The sequence below is a fragment of the Pseudomonas sp. B21-059 genome (assembly GCF_026016285.1).
GTDB classification, from domain to species: Bacteria; Pseudomonadota; Gammaproteobacteria; order Pseudomonadales; family Pseudomonadaceae; genus Aquipseudomonas; species Aquipseudomonas danubii.
On sequence record NZ_CP087201.1, the window covers coordinates 3,969,841 to 3,988,457 of the forward strand.

Annotated in this window: 15 protein-coding genes; 5 read left to right on the top strand and 10 right to left on the bottom strand. The window is 64.2% G+C overall.

The window, feature by feature from the left end; all coding sequences use genetic code 11:
- Positions 1-257 precede the first annotated feature (257 nt).
- From LOY69_RS17595 to LOY69_RS30605, 3 genes are read right to left on the bottom strand one after another with little or no spacing between them, the layout of a single operon-like run.
- The gene (locus tag LOY69_RS17595; RefSeq protein WP_110652770.1) at positions 258-1,205 is read right to left on the bottom strand and encodes an AEC family transporter; all 948 of its coding nucleotides are present in this window, start codon (positions 1,203-1,205) and stop codon (positions 258-260) included.
- Positions 1,198-1,776 carry a hypothetical protein gene (locus LOY69_RS30600; RefSeq protein ID WP_413787128.1) on the bottom strand — a complete coding sequence of 193 codons (579 nt, stop codon included), beginning with the start codon at positions 1,774-1,776 and terminating at the stop codon, positions 1,198-1,200. The genes LOY69_RS17595 and LOY69_RS30600 overlap by 8 nt, the downstream gene beginning before the upstream one ends.
- Positions 1,659-2,444, bottom strand: a complete 786-nt coding sequence (locus LOY69_RS30605; protein ID WP_413787129.1) for a hypothetical protein — start codon at positions 2,442-2,444, stop codon at positions 1,659-1,661. The genes LOY69_RS30600 and LOY69_RS30605 overlap by 118 nt, the downstream gene beginning before the upstream one ends.
- Positions 2,445-2,833: 389 nt before the next feature.
- Here LOY69_RS30605 and LOY69_RS17605 point away from each other — a divergent pair, with 389 nt between their 5' ends.
- Positions 2,834-3,982 carry a MalY/PatB family protein gene (locus LOY69_RS17605; protein WP_265073309.1) on the top strand — a complete coding sequence of 383 codons (1,149 nt, stop codon included), beginning with the start codon at positions 2,834-2,836 and terminating at the stop codon, positions 3,980-3,982.
- 98 nt (positions 3,983-4,080) lie between these two features.
- On the opposite strand, the gene LOY69_RS17610 is transcribed toward LOY69_RS17605, so the two are convergent.
- The 5 genes from LOY69_RS17610 to mdlC form a co-directional block, all read right to left on the bottom strand.
- Positions 4,081-5,334, bottom strand: a complete 1,254-nt coding sequence (locus LOY69_RS17610) for an OprD family porin (protein WP_265073310.1) — start codon at positions 5,332-5,334, stop codon at positions 4,081-4,083.
- A gap of 118 nt (positions 5,335-5,452) precedes the next feature.
- Complete coding sequence (locus LOY69_RS17615) at positions 5,453-6,928, bottom strand: aldehyde dehydrogenase family protein (RefSeq protein ID WP_170003641.1); 1,476 nt, start codon at positions 6,926-6,928, stop codon at positions 5,453-5,455.
- Between the two features lie 157 nt (positions 6,929-7,085).
- Positions 7,086-8,003: a ketopantoate reductase family protein gene (locus tag LOY69_RS17620; RefSeq protein ID WP_102880253.1), complete on the bottom strand. Its 918-nt coding sequence runs from the start codon at positions 8,001-8,003 to the stop codon at positions 7,086-7,088.
- A gap of 60 nt (positions 8,004-8,063) precedes the next feature.
- Positions 8,064-9,455: an MFS transporter gene (locus LOY69_RS17625; RefSeq protein ID WP_265073311.1), complete on the bottom strand. Its 1,392-nt coding sequence runs from the start codon at positions 9,453-9,455 to the stop codon at positions 8,064-8,066.
- A 123-nt stretch (positions 9,456-9,578) separates the two neighbouring features.
- Positions 9,579-11,165 (bottom strand): benzoylformate decarboxylase, encoded by a 1,587-nt coding sequence (gene mdlC / locus LOY69_RS17630; RefSeq protein WP_102880222.1) that lies wholly within the window; start codon positions 11,163-11,165, stop codon positions 9,579-9,581.
- 116 nt (positions 11,166-11,281) lie between these two features.
- Between mdlC and LOY69_RS17635 the strand changes: the two genes are divergently transcribed.
- On the top strand, positions 11,282-12,178 hold the full coding sequence (locus LOY69_RS17635) for a LysR family transcriptional regulator (protein WP_102880221.1): 897 nt from the start codon (positions 11,282-11,284) through the stop codon (positions 12,176-12,178).
- Positions 12,179-12,219: 41 nt separating this feature from the next.
- Here LOY69_RS17635 and LOY69_RS17640 read toward each other — a convergent pair whose 3' ends face one another.
- Both LOY69_RS17640 and LOY69_RS17645 read right to left on the bottom strand, forming a co-directional pair.
- The gene (locus tag LOY69_RS17640; protein ID WP_110596549.1) at positions 12,220-13,227 is read right to left on the bottom strand and encodes a zinc-dependent alcohol dehydrogenase family protein; all 1,008 of its coding nucleotides are present in this window, start codon (positions 13,225-13,227) and stop codon (positions 12,220-12,222) included.
- Between the two features lie 202 nt (positions 13,228-13,429).
- Positions 13,430-14,401, bottom strand: coding sequence for a GNAT family N-acetyltransferase (locus LOY69_RS17645; protein ID WP_170003653.1), 972 nt, complete (start codon positions 14,399-14,401; stop codon positions 13,430-13,432).
- Between the two features lie 168 nt (positions 14,402-14,569).
- On the opposite strand from LOY69_RS17645, the gene LOY69_RS17650 reads away from it, so the two are divergent.
- The 3 genes from LOY69_RS17650 (at position 14,570) to LOY69_RS17660 (ending at position 18,579) form a co-directional block, all read left to right on the top strand.
- Positions 14,570-15,079, top strand: coding sequence for a sigma-70 family RNA polymerase sigma factor (locus tag LOY69_RS17650; protein ID WP_265073312.1), 510 nt, complete (start codon positions 14,570-14,572; stop codon positions 15,077-15,079).
- Positions 15,076-16,056: a DUF4880 domain-containing protein gene (locus LOY69_RS17655; RefSeq protein ID WP_265073313.1), complete on the top strand. Its 981-nt coding sequence runs from the start codon at positions 15,076-15,078 to the stop codon at positions 16,054-16,056. Before LOY69_RS17650 ends, LOY69_RS17655 begins: the two co-directional genes overlap by 4 nt.
- A gap of 105 nt (positions 16,057-16,161) precedes the next feature.
- Positions 16,162-18,579, top strand: a complete 2,418-nt coding sequence (locus LOY69_RS17660; protein WP_170004672.1) for a TonB-dependent siderophore receptor — start codon at positions 16,162-16,164, stop codon at positions 18,577-18,579.
- Positions 18,580-18,617: the final 38 nt, after the last annotated feature.

An 18,617-nucleotide genomic window follows, 5' to 3' on the forward strand; every position in this document is an offset into this window, starting at 1 on the left:
GTGCATCGCCGCAGGCGCCCGTGGCAGTCGGGCAGGCGTATGCAGGGGTTCATTGTTTCCATAACCCGGAACGTTGCGAAACGAGGTTTTTGTGAGGCACAGGCAAGGGAAAAGCTGCTTTGCGGGAAGCTGCTGCAGGTTTTCGCAGGGATCATCAGCCCTGCAGCGAACGCCGCAGGACAGGCAAACAAAACACCCCGCAAGCGCCTAACGCTTGCAGGGTGCAATGGCCGGTCATGTGCCGGCAGGCTTGAGCATCAGTCCAGCACGACCAGCAACCCCGAGATCACCCCGATGCCCATCACCGCGGAGAGCAGCATGCTGCTGGAGACCTCCGTCTCATAGGTCTTGTAGCGCGACGCCAGGATGAAAACGTTAACCGCCACCGGCAGCGCCGCCATGATCACCGCAATCTTGATCAGAAAGTCGCTGAGGCCAAACACATACCGGGCGGAAACGAACACCAGCACCGGCAGCACCACCACCTTCAACAGTGCCAGCGCCAGGGCGTCGCCCTTGATCAGGCTCTGATTGCGATGCACGGCAAAGGCGGCGCCCAGGGCTACCAGGGCCAAAGGTCCGGTGGCGTTGGTCATCTGCGTGGCGAAAATCTGCAGCGGACTGGGCAACTGCCATTGCAGGACAATGAACAGCACGGCCAGCAGCACCGCTAGGATCAGCGGGTTGGTGACAATGGAGCGGGTCGTGGTGAGCAGCACGCGGCCGATATCCGGCTTGGCCTGCACCTCCTGTTGCGCGGTGAGCTCCATGATCAATGCGCCACCCGCCAGGATCACCAGGTTATCGGCCATGGTGATCATCAACGTTGGCAAGGCCGCCTCATCGCCAAAAGCCATGACCATCAGGGGCAAGCCCATGTACCCCACTACCCCCGAGATGGACGACAACCCACGCAGGCCGGCTACGCGCCCATTGCCGCCCCAGATCAGCCAGCCACCTACCGCAGCGATGATGAAGGTCACCAGGCAAGCCAGGTAGTAGGCGCTGAGCAGCCCCCAATCCAGCTCGCCATGGTCCCGAGTGCCCAGGGTCTTGATGAAAATGAAGCATGGCAGGAACAGCCAGAACACGACGCCCACCAGGCCCTTTACCGTTTCCTTGCCGATGACCCCGATCCGCACTATCCAATAGCCGGCGAAGATCATGGCAAACAAGGGCATCACCACCGTAAAGACCTTATCCATGAGCAGCATGCCCCCGAACAATCCACCGTTCGGCATACTGCGCCAGTTGCCGGGGGGTGTAGGTCGAGGCGCGGTAGAAATCCATCACCCCGCCCATGACCCGCCGATAGTGGGACTCGATGTCCTTCATCGAGGCCCGCATCTCCACTTTCAGGCTCTCCACTATGGGCCACAGGTCCGCATCGGCCATCGTCGCCACATTCAGCCCTGCCGTTGAATAGTGTCTCAGGGCCTGGCGAATGGTTTGCGGATGCAGGCCGACATAGTTGACGAAGTAACTCTTCTCATCCTGAGTTTCAAGAAAGTCCGGAATATTCAGAACACCGTAATTGGAAAGTGTTTCCAACTTGCCACTCACCGGCCGATAAACACTGGGCACTTGCAAGAAGGCGTCTTCACACTGATGAGCTGCATCGATCAACTTATCCAGATCAAGTTCACAGGAGCCCAGAGTTATATTATTGGTCTTGCACAACTTGACCACTTGTTCCAAGGGCGCAATACCCGATCTATTGCCAAAACCGGCGAGCGCCCCTTCAACCATCTGAAAGCCCGAGTGAATGGCTTGCATGGTATTGGCAAGGGCCAGTCCGTTGTCGTTATGGGCATGCAGGCAAAACACCAGCCGGGGTAATCCTTGACCAGCTTCGAACACAGCCACTGGGTCACATGGGGCTGCAGCGAGCCCACCGAATCGTTGATCCTGATGATCTCCACCCCCAGGCTGGCAGCCCAGTCGATTTGCCGGCAGATTTCGCCATAGCGCTGCTCAGACACGCCCTGGCGAAAATTATTGAGCACGCTGGCCTTGAATCGGACGGCACCGATGCTGCGGAACGCCTCGATGGCCCGCTCGAACTCCCGCTTGCCCTGTCTGTAGGTGATCATGCCGAAGCTGAACACGGTGTCGGCGATCCACTGGCGATGTTGCTGGCGGGACTGGAAGTTAGCGAAAGCAGTCTCCCAGCAGTTGAGCAGAATGATGAAGGTAGCGCGGGTATCGGCGGGCAGTTCATGGGCTTCCCGGGCCTGATGCAGACGGTCCCAGACCAGCGGCTCTTCAGGCCCGCAGCCCACCACGAAATCTCTCAAACCTGCTGCTGCCATGGACTTGAGAAGCGCCACCTTGGCGTCCACGGAAATGGGAAAGGCCGTGCGTTCAATTCCTTCCCGAAGGGTTTCATCCACTAGATAGGGGACCGAATAATCACGATAGCGAATTCCACTTTCAGCCGTCATTGTCCTGCTCCTTGGCGGTTCGATTATTGTTATACCCACTTAGGTTTAAACCTTGAACAACTCCAATAGCCGCCACACCATATAACACCAACTAAAAAACACAACCCAAGACAATCCTTAAAAAATCCAGAAACAAACAATGACAAATAAACAGAAAAAAGTGCCTTGACACAAACCCCATAAAACAAAAGAAAAACAATACTCCGCTTTAAATAAACACCCGTTTCAACTTCAATATTTCAGCCTGCAAACAACCGACATTTTTCGCACCCACTCCCTCACCTTGAATCCCCCCTTTGCCCGGGCCTGGCCCAACCCAGCCTGCCGGCCACCCTCAGGGAAGGCTAGAATCCCTCCACCTTCCCCATGCGATTCGACGAGACCCGCTCATGAGCTTCGATTTCGATACCCTGCATCCGCGCCAGGGCACCGGCAGCACCAAGTGGAGCCGCTACCCCGAGGACGTCCTGCCCATGTGGGTGGCGGACATGGACTTTGCCGTGGCGGACAGCATTCTCCAGGCCTTGCACCAACGCCTCGAGCACCCGCTGCTGGGCTACAGCGTGGCCCGGGATGAACTGCGCGAAGCCGTGGTCGCCGACCTCTGGAACAAGTACGCCTGGCGCGTGCAGCCCGACGAGTTGATCTTCCTGCCCGGGGTCGAGCCCGGGTTCAACATGGCCCTGCACGCCTTCGTCCAGCCCGGGCAAACAGTGCTGGTACAGACCCCCAACTACCGCCCGCTGCGCATGGCCCCGGACAACTGGCGCCTGGACAAGGTCGAAGTGCCGTTCCAGCTCACCGAGCAAGGCACCTATGTCACCCCCATGGACGCACTGCGCCAGGCCTTGCAAGGTGCTGGGGCGATGCTCCTGAGCAACCCCCACAATCCCTTGGGCAAGGTCTTCCCCCGGGAAGAACTGCAAGCCGTGGCCAACGCCTGCCTGGACCAGGGCGCACTGATCATTTCCGACGAGATCCATGCCCAGCTGTGCTTCGACGGACGCCGGCATATTCCCACCGCGTCCCTGAGCCCGGAGATCGCCCGGCGCACCATCACCCTGATGTCGGCGAGCAAGGCCTACAACATCGCCGGGATGAAGACCTGCTTCGCCATCGTCCAGGACCCGGCCACCCGCCTGGCCTTCAACAACGCCCGCGCCGGCATGGTGGACAGCGTCAGCCCCCTGGGCCTGGAGGCGACCCACGCCGCCCTGACCCACGGCGGCCCCTGGCTCCAGGCGCTGCTCGGCTACCTGCAAGCCAACCGCGACTACCTGCTGCACGCGGTGCAGACCCGCCTGCCGGGCATCCGCATGCATGCGCCCCAGGGCACTTACCTGGCCTGGCTCGACTGCAGCGAGCTGGGGCTGGACGATCCCCACGGCTATTTCCTCAAGGAAGCCAAGGTCGGCCTCAGCGCCGGACTCGAGTTCGGTGACGACTGCGGGCAATTCGTGCGCCTGAACTTCGGTTGCCCCCGTGCCTTGCTGGAAGAAGGCATCCAACGCATGGAGCAAAGCCTGCAGCGACGCTGAGCCAGGCGGCTCGGAACCCTCGCCGGGATCAGGGCCCGACAGCCTCTGTACCGCAGCCGATCAGCGGCTGCGGCCATCAGGTCGACGCAGGCGCCAGCTCAGAAGGACAGCGGATAGCTGACGATCAGCCGGGTCTGGTCGAAGTCACTGCTGAAGCTGCGCCGGGTGGTCGCGTTGTTCAGCCGCAGGTTGAGGTTTTTCAGACGACCGTTTTGCAGGGTGTAGCCCAGCTCGGTGTCCCGCTCCCACTCCTGACCGTCGTTGCCGAACCGGGTCGTGGCACTGTCGCCACGGCCATAGCGCACCATGGCCAGCAACCCGGGAATGCCGGCGGCGGCAAAATCGTAGTCGTAGCGCAGTTGCCAGGAACGCTCGCCGGCATTGCTGAAGTTGCCGTTGAACATGTCGTTGCCCAGGGTCCGTCCACTGCTGCCATAGACCGACATCCACGGGCTGTCACCGCTGACTTTCTGCCATCCCAGGTACAAGGCATGTCCAGCACGGGAGGCAGAAAACAGGCCATAGGCGGTGTGACTGTCGACCTTGCCGATGCGCGCGCGACCCTCCTCGCGGTCGATGAAATAACCCAGGTTGGCCCCCAGCACCCAGTCGCCTACCGGCTGCTTATGCAGCACGTTGAAGTAGCTCTGCCGATAGATATCCTCCAGCTGCGAATGCCAGACACCCAACAGTGTGCGCTGCTGATTGAAGCGGTACTCGGCACCGGCATAGTTGAAACCATCGGACTTCACCCCGGGGGCCGCCCAGGCCGCAAGGTCCTGCATGTCCGAAGAGTCGCGCAGGCTGACCGCACGGTATTGCCCGGCCTGCAGGCCCAGCCCGGAGATCTCCCGGGACACCAGCATCGCCCCGCGAAAGGTCTGGGGCAGCAGGCGTCCGTCGTCATAACGCAGCAATGGAACATCCGGCAGCAACTCCCCCACCTTCAGTTCAGTGGCCGAAATCCGAGCCTTCAAGGCCGCCCCGGCGCGCCCGAAGTTGTCGGCCGCCCGCCCGTCATCGTGCACTGGCAGCAACTGCGAGCCACTGACCCCACGGCCGCTGTCGAGCTTGAGACCGAACAAGCCAATGGCGTCCAGACCAACCCCCACGGTGCCCGGGGTGTAGCCGGAACTGAACTTGAAAATAAAGCCCTGGGCCCACTCCTCCACGTGCCCCTTGGGCGCATCGTGATCGCGAAAGTCCCGATTGAAGTAGTAGTTGCGCAACAGCAGATCGCTCCGGGCGCCCTCGACAAATCCGCTGTCATCGGCCCAGCAAGCGCCACACAGTCCCAGTGACAAAGAGGCCCCGAACAGGGAGCGGCAAAGCATTGGCTGACGGTCGTTCATTATTATTGTTCTCCGTTTTTTTGGCGCAGCCGTACCCCGACAGGCCGTTGCCGGTCTGTGCGTCAAGGATGCGCAGAAAACCCGGCCAGGACGGCCGGGGGTCATTCAGGGCACTGGGTCAGAAGGGGTACTGACGCGGCCGATGCTGCAGGCTGATCCACTGATCCCGGGTGAACTCGTCGATGGCCCAGTCGCCGTTGAAGCGGCCCAGCCCGGAGTTCTTCTCGCCCCCGAACGGCGCATTGGCTTCGTCGTTCACCGGTACATCGTTGATATGGGTCATGCCGGCCCGCACCTGGCGGGCAAAGTTCACCCCGCGCTCCAGGTTGCGGGTAAACACGGCGCTGGACAGGCCGAACTCGCTGGCATTGGCCAACTCCAGGGCATGGGCTTCATCCCGGGCCCGCAGCAGCCCCACCAGAGGCCCGAAGATTTCATTGCGGGCCAGATCCATGTCGGCGCGAACCTCGCCATACACATGGGGCGCCAGCAGGTTGCCGCTGACTCCGCCTTCGTACAGCGGCTCGGCCCCCTCTTCTCGGGCCAGGGCGATCTTGTCCTGCAAGCCTTGCAGTTGTCGGGCATTGATCACCGGGCCGATCACCGTTTCCAGCGATTGCGGATCGCCGACCTTGAGCTGCCTGACCCGCGCCACGAAGCGCTCGGCAAAGGCGTCATACAGCGACTGGTCAACGATGATCCGGTTGATCGCCATGCAGATCTGCCCCTGGTGCAGGAACTTGCCAAACACCGCGGCATTCACCGCTTGCTCAAGGTCGGCGTCGTCCAGCACCACGAACGGGCTGTTGCCTCCCAGCTCCAGGGCCACAGGCTTGAGGTGCTCGCCGCCACTGGCGATACGGCCTATGCCGCGCCCCACCGGAGTCGAGCCGGTAAAGGTGATCAGGGAAGGCACCGGGTGCTCGACGAAGGCATCGCCGATCTCGCTGCCGGCCCCCACCACCACACTGAACACCCCGGCGGGCAAGCCTGCCTCTTCGAAGATCCGCGCCAGCAACAGGCCACCGCACACCGGCGTATCACTGGCCGGCTTGACCACCACCGCATTGCCCAAGGCCAGGGCCGGCGCGATGGATCGCTGGGTCAGGTGCAGCGGGAAGTTCCACGGGCTGATCACCCCCACGACCCCCAGGGCGCTGCGATAGACCCGGCTTTCCTTGCCCGGGACATCGGACTCGACAATGCGCCCATGAACCCGCGCCGGAAACGACGCCGACTCCAGGGTGATGGCCCGCGCCGCGCCCCACTCGGCCAGCGCCTTGATTCGGGTACTGCCGGATTCGCGAATGATCCAGTCGACGATCTCTTCCTGGCGCTGGTCGAAGATCGCCACCGCCCGATGCAGCACCGCCGCCCGCTCCGACGGGCCGAGCGCGGCCCATTGCGGCTGCACTTGCGCGGCTTTCGCGTAGGCGGCATCCAGGTCACTGCGGTTGGCCTGGACCACTTCCAGCAACAACGAACCGTCGAACGGATTGCTCACCGCCAGGGTTTTGCCCGCAGCGCCGATGCGCCAGGTTCCGGCGATGGGTTGCAGATGCAGATCGCAATAGACAGCTTTGGAATCGCTCATGACACACCTCTTCAAATAACAGCAGTCAAATAACAGCAATCAAATACCCCTGTTTGCGGCGGCTGATCCCTCCCCCAACCGCAGGAGCCGGCTTGCCAGCGAAAGCGTCCTCAAGCCCCACACAAGACTCGCGCGCCCTTCGCCAGCAAACCGGCTCCTACATTCGGGCTTCGATCAGGCGCAGCAGCCCGAGCAGGGTTTCGGTGTGGGGCACGGCAATACCGGCCTGCCGTGCCCGAGCCAGCACCTCACCGTTGATCGCGCCGATCTCCGTCGCTCTGCCGGCCAGCACGTCCTGCAACATGGACGGTTTGTGATCCCGGTGATTGGCCATGGCGAACGCCACCGAGTCCAGGCAACGCTGCTCATCCACCGCCACCCCGGCCGCCCGAGCCACCGCCAGCACCTCCAGGACCATGTGCCTGGCCAGGGCTACGCCCTCGGGCGCGGCTCCCAGTTGCCCCACCGTACAACCACTGGCGGCGCACAGGCTGTTCAAGGCGGCGTTGAACGCCACCTTTTCCCAGATCGAGGTCCAGACGTCCCGGTCCACCCGGCATTGCAGTCCCGCGCCATCGAGCACCTGGGCAACCTGGCTGGCGCCCCGAGACGCCCCCCCTTCCAGCCCCAGGACCCGGACCACGCCCTCACCATGGGAGCGCACATGCCCAGGCCCCAACAGATCGGCGGGCCAGTTGGTCATGCCGATCAGCACCCGTTCCCGGGCGACGTGACGGCTGACCGCCTCGGCATTGCCCAGGCCGTTCTGCAAGGTCAGCACCAGGGTTTGCGCGCCGATATGGCCAGCCGCGCTGCGCAATGCACGCTCGGTATGCAGGGTCTTGGTGAACACCAGCAACAGATCCGCGTGCCCGGGGGCCTGCTCCGGACGGCACGCCGCGAGGCCGTCGATGCGCCGGTCGCCGCTATCGGTCTCCAGGCGCAAGCCCTGGCGGCGGATGGCCTCAAGGTGCCGCTCGTCAATATCCAGCAGCCTGACCTTCTGCCCGCTTTCTGCCAGCAGGCCGCCGAACAGCGAGCCCATGGCGCCCGCTCCCAGGATGGAAATATTCATCGAATTGCCCTTCTCAAGATCATTGTTCACCGGCCAGGCCCTCCCTGTGTGGCGAGGCACTCATGCCGCTCCCGGCCTGCGCCGGGGAATGTGCCGACGCACGATCAGCAGGGCGATCAGGGCCAGCACCATCACCGAGCCCAGCAACGTCAGGTAGCCCTGTGCCCCGCCCTGAGTGATCACCGTGGCGCCGGCGAAGGCACTGAGAATCGCTCCAAGGCGGCCAAAGGCCAGGGCCGAGGCGGTGCCAGTGGCACGTACCCCAGTGGGATAGATAAAGGCACACAGGGCATACAAGGTGGATTGCACGGCGTTGACGAACAGGCCATGCACGCCGATGCCGAAAATCAGCAAGCTGGTGTTCTGGTGGATGTCCACCGCCTGCAAAGTGAAGGCGCTGGCCGCGCCCCCGGCGCAACAGATCGCCAGCGGCCAGAACGACCCCCAGCGGGTCATGGCCACCGCGCAAACCAGCGCCCCGATCACCCCGCCCAGGTTGTAGGCGGTGAGGCCGGAGCTGGCCACCGCCAGCGGCAGCCCCGTGGACTGCAGCATGGTGGGCAACCAGCTGAAGGCGCTGTAGACCGCAGTCAGGCACATGAAGAACGCCACCCACACGGCCAGGGTGTCGCGGCCGTAGCCGATGGCGAACAAGGCACGAAAACCGCCCTGCTGCTCGCTCTTCTGCTCCAGGGCATCGGTATAGCGAACGCCCTCGGCCATGGGCCGCCCCATGCGCCCCAGCAAGGCGCTCAACTCACCCCAGCGCTGGGGCCGACGGGCCAGGAAACGTGGCGATTCCGGCAGTGTCGCCAAGAGCAAGAAACCGAAGACGATGGGCAGGCTGCCGCCGAGGAAAAACAGTGTGCGCCAGCCATACACCGGCAACACCTGGGAGGCGAACAAGCCGGCGAGCATTCCGCCCAGGGGCACGCAGACAATCGTGGCGGTCACCGCCAGGGTGCGGCGGCGCGCCGGGGTGAACTCCGCGGTCATGGTGGTGGCACTGGGCAATGCCCCGCCAATGCCCAGCCCGGCGATAAACCGCAGCACGGCCACCGCCAGCGCATCCGGTGCCAGGCCAATGGCACAAGTCGCGGTGCCGAACACAAAGACACTGGCGATCACCGCCATGCGCCGTCCGAACCGGTCGGCGAACAGACCGGCACAGGCACTGCCAATGCCCATGCCGATCAGCCCGGCCGCCACCGCCGGCGCGAAGGCTTCGCGGGTGATGCCCCACTCCTTGATCATCAGCGGTATGGCAAAGCCGATGAGCTGCCCGTCGAAGCCGTCCATGACGATGGACAGCGCGGCCAACAGCACCACGATCTTCTGCATGCGGGTATAGGGGCCCTCATCCAGCAAGGTGCCGATATCGGCGTTGCCGGATACGGGACGCACTGGCAGGGAGGCTCCCCCCAGCACTTGGCTGACGGATGTCGTGTTCATAACCACCTCTTTTTATTGTTGTGGTGTATCCGCAGGCTTTGTACGAAAAGCCTCGATACTCGGTGATGCTGCGTTGAAAACGGCTGGCGCCGCCGGGCCCCGTGCCCGGCGGCGATGGCACCCTCAGGGTTCGATGGTCAGGGTCGGCACCTCGATCAGCACCGGGCGCTTGCCCGCCAGCGCTGCGCTGAAAGCCTCGGCGAATGCCTCACGGGTCGTGGCCTGCACGGCGTGCACGCCATAACCGCGGCCGATGGCGCAGAAGTCCAGGCCGGGCACATCCAGCCCCGGTGCGTCATCGACCTGCAGGACATCGGCGAACCAGCGCAAGGCGCCGTAGGTGCCGTTCTTGAGGATGATGAACACCACCGGAATCTGGTACTGGGCCGCGGTCCACAGCGCGGTGATGCCGTAGTTGGCCGAGCCGTCGCCGATGATGCCGATCACCCGACGTTCGGGGCGGGCCAGTTGCACCCCCACCGCCGCCGGCAGGCCAAAACCCAGGCCCCCTGCCGCCGGAAAGAAATAGCTGCCGGGCTCGCTCATCTCCACCCGCTGCCAGAAGGCGCCCACCGTGGACGTGGACTCCTTGACGTAGATTGCATCCCTGGGGGCCAGCTCGTTGATCACATCGAACACGGTTTCCGGACGCAGCAACCCACCCTGTTCCTGGATCGGCGTTGGCCGCGCCAAGGCCTGGGGCGGCTGGCGATCGCTGTCCGGCAAGGCCCAGACCAGGGCCTGCAGGGTTTCGGCGATGTCCCCCACCAGCGCATCACCCATGGGCGCCCGGGCCGCTTCACCGGCATCGCAGGTGATGTGCAGCAACTGCGTGCCGTCAGGCAGGTAGTCTCCCGGCGCGTACTGGTGATAACGGAACACCGGGGCGCCCACGACCAGGATCAGGTCATGGGCGGCCAGGCAGCGGCTGATGCCGGCAATGGCCGCCGGCAGCACCCCGCGAAAACTCGGGTGGCGAGTTGGAAACGGGCAACGGGACGCGGAAGGCGCCACCCAGGCCGTCATCCGCAGTTTCTCCGCCAACTGCACCGCCAGCGCGTTGCTCTGGCTGCCGTCCACATCCGGCCCCAGCACCAGCACCGGGTTGCGCGCCGCCACCAGACGCTGCACCAGGCTGCGCAGTTGCGCCGCCGAAGGCAGCCCGGCGCTGGCCACCTGGCGCCGCGCCAGGTGCTCGACCCCAGCCGGTGCGGCGCGGGCCCAATCGTCATAGGGAATCGACAGATACACCGGGCCCTTGGGCGCCTGGTTGGCCAGGTGAATGGCCTGGCTCAAGGCCCGAGGCACGTCCTCGGCACAGGCCGGCTCATGGCTCCATTTGACCAGGGGCTTGGGCAACTGCGGCGCATCGACGTTGGCCAGCATCGCCTCGACACCGATCATCGACCGCACCTGCTGGCCGGCGGTGATCACCAATGGGCTGTGGGAGTACCAGGCATTGGTCAGCGCGCCCATGCCATTGCCGGTGCCGGCGGCCGCATGCAGGTTGACGAAAGCCGGCTTGCCACTGGCCAGGGCGAAGCCGTCGGCCATGCCCACGACGGCGCCTTCATGCAGGCCGAGGATGTAGCGAAAGTCTTCGGGAAAGCCCTTGAGAAAGGGCAACTCGTTGGAACCCGGATTGCCGAACACGGTGGTCAGGCCCTGTTGCCGGAGAATGTCGTAGGAGGCGCTATGGACGGTTTGCATAAAGACCCTTGCCGCTGCTTTTTTAGAATTTGAGTGACTCTTGCAGCCGCCGCCAGATTGATCAAATTGATACTATCTCTATCAAAAATAAGACCCGTCTATATCCGTGAGGCACCATGAGCCACATCGATCTGAACCTGATCCGTACCTTCGTCACTCTCTACGAGGCCCGCAGCGTGACCCTGGCTGCCGAGCGCCTGTTCGTCACCCAGCCCTCGGTCAGCTACGGCCTGGCACGGCTGCGGGAGCTGTTCGACGATGCCCTGTTCAGCCGCACCCGCGACGGCATCCAGCCGACCCATCTGGCCGATGAGCTGTACCGGGGGTTCAGTGAGTCCCTGACGCGGATTGAAAATGCCGTGCACAGCACCCGCCGCTTCGACCCGGCCACCACCGAGCGGCGCTTTCGCATTGCCCTTTCGGACCTCGGGGAAATGGGCTTTCTGCCGCTGATCCTCGCGCGTCTGAACCGCGAGGCGCCGGAGGCCGAAGTGGAGGTGCTGCCCTTGCAGGTGGACCAGGCCGGGGACTGGTTGAGCAGCGGCAAGGTGGACGCCCTGATCTGCCGCAAGAACGTGCCCGGGGCCCGCAGCCAGGTGCTGATTCGCGAACGTTACGTGTGCCTGCTCAGCGATCGCCATCCACGGATCGACGAGCTATTGAGCCTGGAGCAGTTCCTCGCCGAGCGGCACATCGCCGTGACCCGGGCCACCGGCCACGGCAGCGTCGAAGACGTCCTCAAGCAGATGAACCTGCAGCGCCGGATCAGCCTGCATGTGCCGCACTTCTCGGTGCTGCCCAAGGTCTTGCCCGGCACCGAGCTGCTGGCGGTACTGCCGGCGCAGATCGCCCGGCTGTTCACCCTGGAGGGCGGCCTGAAACAGCTTGAACTGCCGTTCCCGGTGGGCGAGTTCGAAGTGTCCCTGCACTGGCACCCCAACAGCGACAGTTCCGCCGCCCTGCGCTGGTTCTGCCAGACGGTGGCCGGCGCCATCATCGACGGTCAGATGTGAGCCCAGCACAGGGAATCAACTGCGAAACGGATTAGGCTCCATCAGAACGTCAGGCAGATTTTCCCTAGGTGCGCGCCCGAGGCTTCATGGGCGAAGGCCTTGGCGATCTCGGCCAGGGGGAAGGTGCTGTCGATGATTGGCTTGATCCCCGTCGCCTCCAGGCCACGAATCATCTCCACCTGTTGCTGGCGACTGCCGACGATCAGGCCCTGCAGGCGCTGCTGCTTGGCCATCAGCGCCGCGGTCGGCACCGGTCCGGCCCAACCGGTGAGCACGCCGATCAGGGCGATATGCCCGCCGATACGGCAAGCGGTGATGGACTGCGGCAAGGTGCCCGGGCCGCCGACTTCCACCACATGGTCGACGCCTCGGCCGCCAGTCAGCTTGAGCACTTCGTTGCCCCATTCAGGCTGGGTGCGGTAGTTGAGGGTGTGGTCGGCGCCCAGCTCGCGAACCTTGGCCAGCTTGGCGTCCGACGAAGAGGTGGCAATCACCGTAGCGCCCATGGCCTTGGCCAGTTGCAGGGCGAAGATCGACACGCCGCCGGTGCCCAGTACCAACACGGTTTCCCCGGCCTTGAGCCCGCCGTCCACCACCAGGGCACGCCAGGCCGTGAGACCGGCGGTGGTCAGGGTCGCCGCTTCGGCATGGCTGTAGCCCTTGGGCGCATGGGTGAACCAGTGGCTGGGCTGGATCACCACTTCACGGGCATAACCGTCGACGCCATCGCCCGGGGTGGTGCTGAAGTCGGCGATGGCCGGGCCGCCATCGTGCCAATGGGGGAAGAAGCACGACACCACCGCATCACCGACCTTGAACTCGCTGACGCCCTCGCCCACCGCCTCCACCACCCCGGCGCCGTCGGCCATGGGAATCCGCCCATCGGCGGTGGGCAGCGCGCCGGTGACCACGGCGTAGTCGTGGAAATTCAGGGAACAGGCATGCAGACGCACGCGGATCTGCCCGGCGCCGGGTTGCCCGGGATCGGCCAGTTCCACGATTTTAAGGTTGTCCAGGGATGCCGGCAGGCTGAGCTTGATGGCTTGCATGGGATGCTTCTCCACAGATCGATAATCATCAGGGGGCTAACCCTACCACCAATACCGGCTATCTGTAGCCGCTGCCGAAGGCTGCGAACGGCTGCGCAGGAGACGCAGGTTTTCAGTGCCGCTAGAGGCTCGGCTCGGGACTGCCAAGCAAGGCCCTGCGGGCCTTTGCGCAGCTTCGCGGGCTCAGCAGCGGCTACAACGCTCAGCGAGTTCCGGCGTGCTCCGCCCGCCTGGCTCGCACAAAACACTGCTCGGTCACCGCCGCGCCCCACTGCTCGCCCACCTGCTCCTGCACCAGGACGAAACCCTGTTGCTCATACAGCGTGCGCGCCGCATCCAGACCCTTGAAGGTCCACAAGCGGGTGGCTGTAAAACCCCACTGGTCACAGAACCCCAGGGCCTCGACCAGCAGCCGTCGGCCCAAACCCTGGCCACGCGCCGAATCATCGAGGATGAAGCAACGCAGGATCGCCTCGCCGTCCGCGCCCTCCCCGTCAATGGCGATGGAACCAACAATCCGCTCACCCTGCAGCGCCACCCAGACCTGATTGCGCGGGTTGTGCAAACGTCCCATCAGCTCAGCCATGTCCGCTGCCACCAGGCTTTCAAAGGCCTGGCCGAAACCGGCGCGGGCGGCGTAGTAGCAGGCATGCATTTCGGCAATACGGCCAATCACCCCCGGTCTATAGCCACGAGCGATGGACCAGCACGCGGGCGGCTCGGGCGCCTCGCCCAGGCGCACCGCACGCAGTGCCCGGGCGTAGTCGGCGATGCCCGTCGAGGCGCAAAGCTGCTGGTCCGCGCTCAGGTGCACCAGTGCTGCGGCCACCTGGGCCTGGGCAAAACGGTCGATACCGCTCAGGGTCTGGCGTCCCTGGGCGGTGAGGTGCAGGCGCTTCGAGCGGGCATCCTGTGCATCGGCCTGTTCGCGGATCTCGCCGGCCTCCACCAGCTTGCGCACCAGACGACTGACGCTGGATTTTTCCAGCCCCAGCAGCGTCACCAGATCGCCAGCGGTCAAGGCATTGCCCTGGCCGATCTCCAGCAACGCATGCACTGCCGAGGGCGAGTAGTCGGTGGCGGCCAGGGTGCTGTGCATGAAGCCCAGCTCACGGACCATCTGCCGGGAAGCCTGGCGCAATTGCGGGATGAAACCTGCGGATGGGCTCGACATGAAGGTGACCTCTCTCGTGGAATATTTAGTTGCAACCTACAACTATATGACAGACAAGCCCCGCGTGCTCGGGCCCTGGCCGGCAGCGATAAAAACTTGAGCGCCCACTAATGAGAAGCATTACCATAAACACCCTTTTCGCCCGCCTCGGTCCCGGAACCCCTATCGATGGTGCCCAACTCTTCGCTACAGCACGCCGTGGGCGAGCTCTACGTCCAGCATCACAACTGGGTGGTGCAACTGCTGCGACGCAAGCTCGGTAACCAGGACCAGGCCATGGACCTGGCACAGGACACCTTCCTGCGGATTCTGCGCAGCGAACAACTGCCGGTACTGCGTGAACCCCGGGCCTATCTGAACACCGTGGCCAGCCGACTGTGCGGCCAGTATTTCCGCCGCCAGGCCCTGGAGCGGGCCTACCTTGAATCCCTGGCGCAGTTGGAACCGCAACACCAGCCCTCACCGGAAGCCCGCCTGCTGGTGCTCGAAGCCCTGGACGCCGTGGGTCAGGTGCTGGACGGTCTGGGCCATCGGGTGCGGGACGTGTTTCTGCTGTCCCAGCTCGAAGGCCTGACCTACCCGCAGATTGCCGAGCGCCTGCAGCTCTCGGTCAACGTGGTACAGAAAGCCATGCTCAAGGCCTACCGCCACTGCTATGCGGCGGTGTACCCGGCATGAGCGCCTTTAAGCCCATGGACGATCAGGGCGCGGTGGACCACCGCGTACTGGACCAGGCCCTGGAATGGCTGGTGCTCCTGCAGTCGGGCACCAGCAGCGCCGAGCAACAGGCCGGGTGCCTGGCCTGGCGCCGGGCCGACCCGCAACATGAATTGGCCTGGCAACGCCTGGCCGGACTCGGGCAGGACCTGCGCGACAGCACCCGCAGCCTGCCCGCCGCTCGCACCCGGCAGTTGCTCCAGGCCCGCAGCCACCCTTCGCGGCGCACCTTGCTCAAGGGCGTCGTCGGCCTTGGAGTGGTGGCCGCCAGCAGTTGGAGCGTGCGCGAGCGGCTGCTGTTGCCGCAGTTGTTCAGCGACTACCACACCGCCACCGGCGAACGCCGCCAACTGCAACTGGCGGTCGGCACGGCGCTGCAGCTGGACACCCGCACCACTCTGGATCTTCAGGACCGTGTGCAAGGACCGCAACTACGGCTCAACAGTGGACGCCTGCTGCTGACCCTGGGCAACGCGGCGCCAGTGCGGGTCGTCACCGCCGAAGCCAGGATCCACCTGGCACCGCTGTCGCAGTTGATGGTCAGCGTCGGCTTGCCGGGACACCGCGGCACCCGGGTGCAACTGCTGAGCGGCAGTGCCTCGGTCAGCCTGGGTCAGGGGCCCGGACAGGTCCTGGGCCCGCGCCAGCAGGTGGACATCGAGCAACGCATGAGCCCCGTAACGCCAGTGGCCGCCGCAGCCAGCGCCTGGACCCAGGGCCTGCTGATCGCCGAACGCATGCCATTGGCCGAGGTGATCGCCGAACTCGACCGCTATCGTCCGGGCCTGCTGCGCTGCGCCGCCGAGGTCGCCGGGCTGCGGGTGTCCGGTTCGTTCTCCCTCGACCAGCCGGACGCCAGCCTCAACTTGCTGGCCCGAACCCTGCCCATTCGCATTCAGCGGGTCATGGGCTATTGGGCCTCAGTGACGGCGGCCTGATTTTTTTCCAGGAAGGCGGCAGTTTTTCCAATCTCACGCATCAAGACCAGGGAAGAAGCTGGAAAACAGCTCAGCGCCAACCCTTCCCAACCCATGGACTTTCTTATGCACATCCGCCTCACGCCCCTTGCCGCGGCCCTGCGCCCGTTCCTCATCGGCCTGTCGATCGCCAGCACCAGCCTGCCGCTGCTGGCCGCCGAGGCCAACGCCGAAGTGGCTGACAGCCAGCGCCACGACTACGCAATCGCCCCAGGCAACCTGGATCAGGTACTGGGCGCCTTCGGCCAGCAATCCGGGGCCATGATCGCCGTCGATGCCAGCCTCAGCGCCGGCAAGCACAGCCCAGGCCTGAGCGGCCGCTTCGCCATCGGTGAAGGCCTGCAACGCCTGCTGGCGCCCCTGGGCCTGCAAGCGGTGGCCGAAGGGGCGGGCTATCGAGTGCTCAGGGCCGGCGGCGAACGCGTGGAACTCGGCACCACCACCGTCAGCACCAACCAGTTGGGAACCATCACCGAAGGCTCCGGCTCCTACACCCCCGGCACCATCGCCACCGCCACCCGGTTGGTGCTGACACCCCGGGAAACCCCGCAGTCGATCTCGGTGGTCACCCGCCAGGCCATGGACGATTTCGGCCTCAACTCCATCGACGACGTGATGCGCCATACCCCGGGCATCACCGTGGCCACCTACGACAGTGACCGCACCAGCTACTTCTCTCGCGGCTTTGCCATTCAGAACTTCCAGTACGACGGGATTCCGATCCTGCAGGACGCGCAGTACTCCTCGGGCCACACCCTCACCGACACGGTGATCTACGACCGCGTGGAAATACTCAAGGGCGCCACCGGCCTGCTCACCGGTGCCGGTGGCCCCGGCGGCACCATCAACATGGTGCGCAAGAAACCCACCGCCGAATTCGCCGGGCATATCGACCTGGGGGCCGGTTCCTGGGACAACTACCGCTCGCAGGTCGATGTCAGTGGCCCCCTGACCGACAGCGGCAATGTCCGCGGACGGATGGTCGCCGCCTATCAGGACAAGAAATCCTTCCTTGACCACTACCAGCGCCAGACCAGCGTCTACTACGGCATCCTGGAGTTCGACCTGTCACCGGACACCCTGCTGACCGTCGGCGCCGACTATCAGGACAACGACCCCAAGGGTTCCAGCTGGTCGGGCAGCAGCTCGCTGTACGACTCCAAGGGCAATGCCATCAGCACCTCGCGCTCCTACAACAACGGCGCGAGCTGGAGCCGCTGGTCGCAATACACCCGTACCGCGTTCACCACCCTGGAGCACAGCTTTGCCAACGGCTGGGTGGCCAAGGCCCAGTACAACCACCAGATCAATGGCTACAACGCCCCCTTGGGTTCGTTGATGTCGCCCAATGCCGAGACCGGCATCGCCTCGCTGCTGACCCGCAAGTACACCGGCGAGACCGTCAGCGACAGCGGCGACCTCTACGCCACGGGCCCCTTCGACCTGCTGGGGCGCGAGCATCAGCTGGTGGTCGGGGCCTCGATCTCCAACTCGCACTGGAAAGGCCGGGACTTCACCAGCGCCACCAATCACAACAATTTCTACGACTACTTCAACTGGGACGGGCACAGCCCCAAGCCCGATTGGGGCCGCATCACCAAAAAGAACGACGAGACCACCCGCCAGAGTGCCGGCTACATGACCGCGCGCTTTAGCCTCAACGATGATCTTTCGTTGCTGCTGGGCAGCCGGGTCAACAACTACGAGGTCAGCGGCACCAGCCGGACCAAGGACACCGGCAAGGTCATTCCCTACGCCGGGGTGGTCTACGACCTCGACCAGAACTTCTCCGTCTATGCCAGCTATACCGAGATCTACCTGCCCCAGGACGACTACCGCGACCGCAACGACAAGGTGCTCAAGCCCGACGAAGGCACCAACTACGAGGTGGGCCTCAAGGGCGAGTTCTTCGACGGTCGCCTGAACTCCAGCCTGGCCTACTTCGAGGTGCATGAAGAAAACCGGCCCGTGGATGACCTGGCCTATAACGCCAACCCCACCACCCCCGGGCTGGACTATGCCTCCAAGGGCATCAAGTCCAAGGCCAAGGGTTATGAAGCGGAAATCTCCGGAGAGCTCGCCCCCGGCTGGCAGCTGCAGGCCGGTTACACCCACAAGATCATTCGCGACCAGAGCGGGGCCAAGGTCTCCACCTGGGAACCGGAAGATCAGGTCAACCTCTACACCAGCTACAAACTGACCGGCAGCCTGGACAAGCTGACCCTGGGCAGCGGCGTCCGCTGGCAGGGCACCGGGTGGAAGATACTCAGCAACTACGGCAAGGGCACCGAGGAAAAATTCGCCCAGGACCCTTACTGGCTGGTGGATCTGATGGCCCGCTACCAGATCACCGAGAACGTCTCGGCCACCCTCAACGTCAACAACCTGTTCGACAAGAAGTACTTCACCAACATCGGCTTCTACAACTCGTCGTACTACGGCGACCCGCGGAATGTGATGCTCAGCACTCGCTGGAACTTCTAAAGCAGCCCCTCGTCGTGGCCCGTCCCACCAGCGGCTGG

What these genes read in the sequence shown, in the direction of transcription:
- mdlC (WP_102880222.1), bottom strand. Translation starts at nt 11,165, where the DNA reads ATGCAAACCGTCCATAGCGCCTCCTACGACATTCTCCGGCAACAGGGC.
- LOY69_RS17640 (WP_110596549.1), bottom strand. Translation starts at nt 13,227, where the DNA reads ATGCAAGCCATCAAGCTCAGCCTGCCGGCATCCCTGGACAACCTTAAA.
- LOY69_RS30600 (WP_413787128.1), bottom strand. Translation starts at nt 1,776, where the DNA reads ATGCAAGCCATTCACTCGGGCTTTCAGATGGTTGAAGGGGCGCTCGCC.
- LOY69_RS17625 (WP_265073311.1), bottom strand. Translation starts at nt 9,455, where the DNA reads ATGAACACGACATCCGTCAGCCAAGTGCTGGGGGGAGCCTCCCTGCCA.
- LOY69_RS17615 (WP_170003641.1), bottom strand. Translation starts at nt 6,928, where the DNA reads ATGAGCGATTCCAAAGCTGTCTATTGCGATCTGCATCTGCAACCCATC.
- LOY69_RS17650 (WP_265073312.1), top strand. Translation starts at nt 14,570, where the DNA reads ATGGTGCCCAACTCTTCGCTACAGCACGCCGTGGGCGAGCTCTACGTC.
- LOY69_RS17610 (WP_265073310.1), bottom strand. Translation starts at nt 5,334, where the DNA reads ATGAACGACCGTCAGCCAATGCTTTGCCGCTCCCTGTTCGGGGCCTCT.
- LOY69_RS17620 (WP_102880253.1), bottom strand. Translation starts at nt 8,003, where the DNA reads ATGAATATTTCCATCCTGGGAGCGGGCGCCATGGGCTCGCTGTTCGGC.
- LOY69_RS17605 (WP_265073309.1), top strand. Translation starts at nt 2,834, where the DNA reads ATGAGCTTCGATTTCGATACCCTGCATCCGCGCCAGGGCACCGGCAGC.
- LOY69_RS30605 (WP_413787129.1), bottom strand. Translation starts at nt 2,444, where the DNA reads ATGACGGCTGAAAGTGGAATTCGCTATCGTGATTATTCGGTCCCCTAT.
- LOY69_RS17645 (WP_170003653.1), bottom strand. Translation starts at nt 14,401, where the DNA reads ATGTCGAGCCCATCCGCAGGTTTCATCCCGCAATTGCGCCAGGCTTCC.
- LOY69_RS17635 (WP_102880221.1), top strand. Translation starts at nt 11,282, where the DNA reads ATGAGCCACATCGATCTGAACCTGATCCGTACCTTCGTCACTCTCTAC.
- LOY69_RS17595 (WP_110652770.1), bottom strand. Translation starts at nt 1,205, where the DNA reads ATGGATAAGGTCTTTACGGTGGTGATGCCCTTGTTTGCCATGATCTTC.
- LOY69_RS17660 (WP_170004672.1), top strand. Translation starts at nt 16,162, where the DNA reads ATGCACATCCGCCTCACGCCCCTTGCCGCGGCCCTGCGCCCGTTCCTC.
- LOY69_RS17655 (WP_265073313.1), top strand. Translation starts at nt 15,076, where the DNA reads ATGAGCGCCTTTAAGCCCATGGACGATCAGGGCGCGGTGGACCACCGC.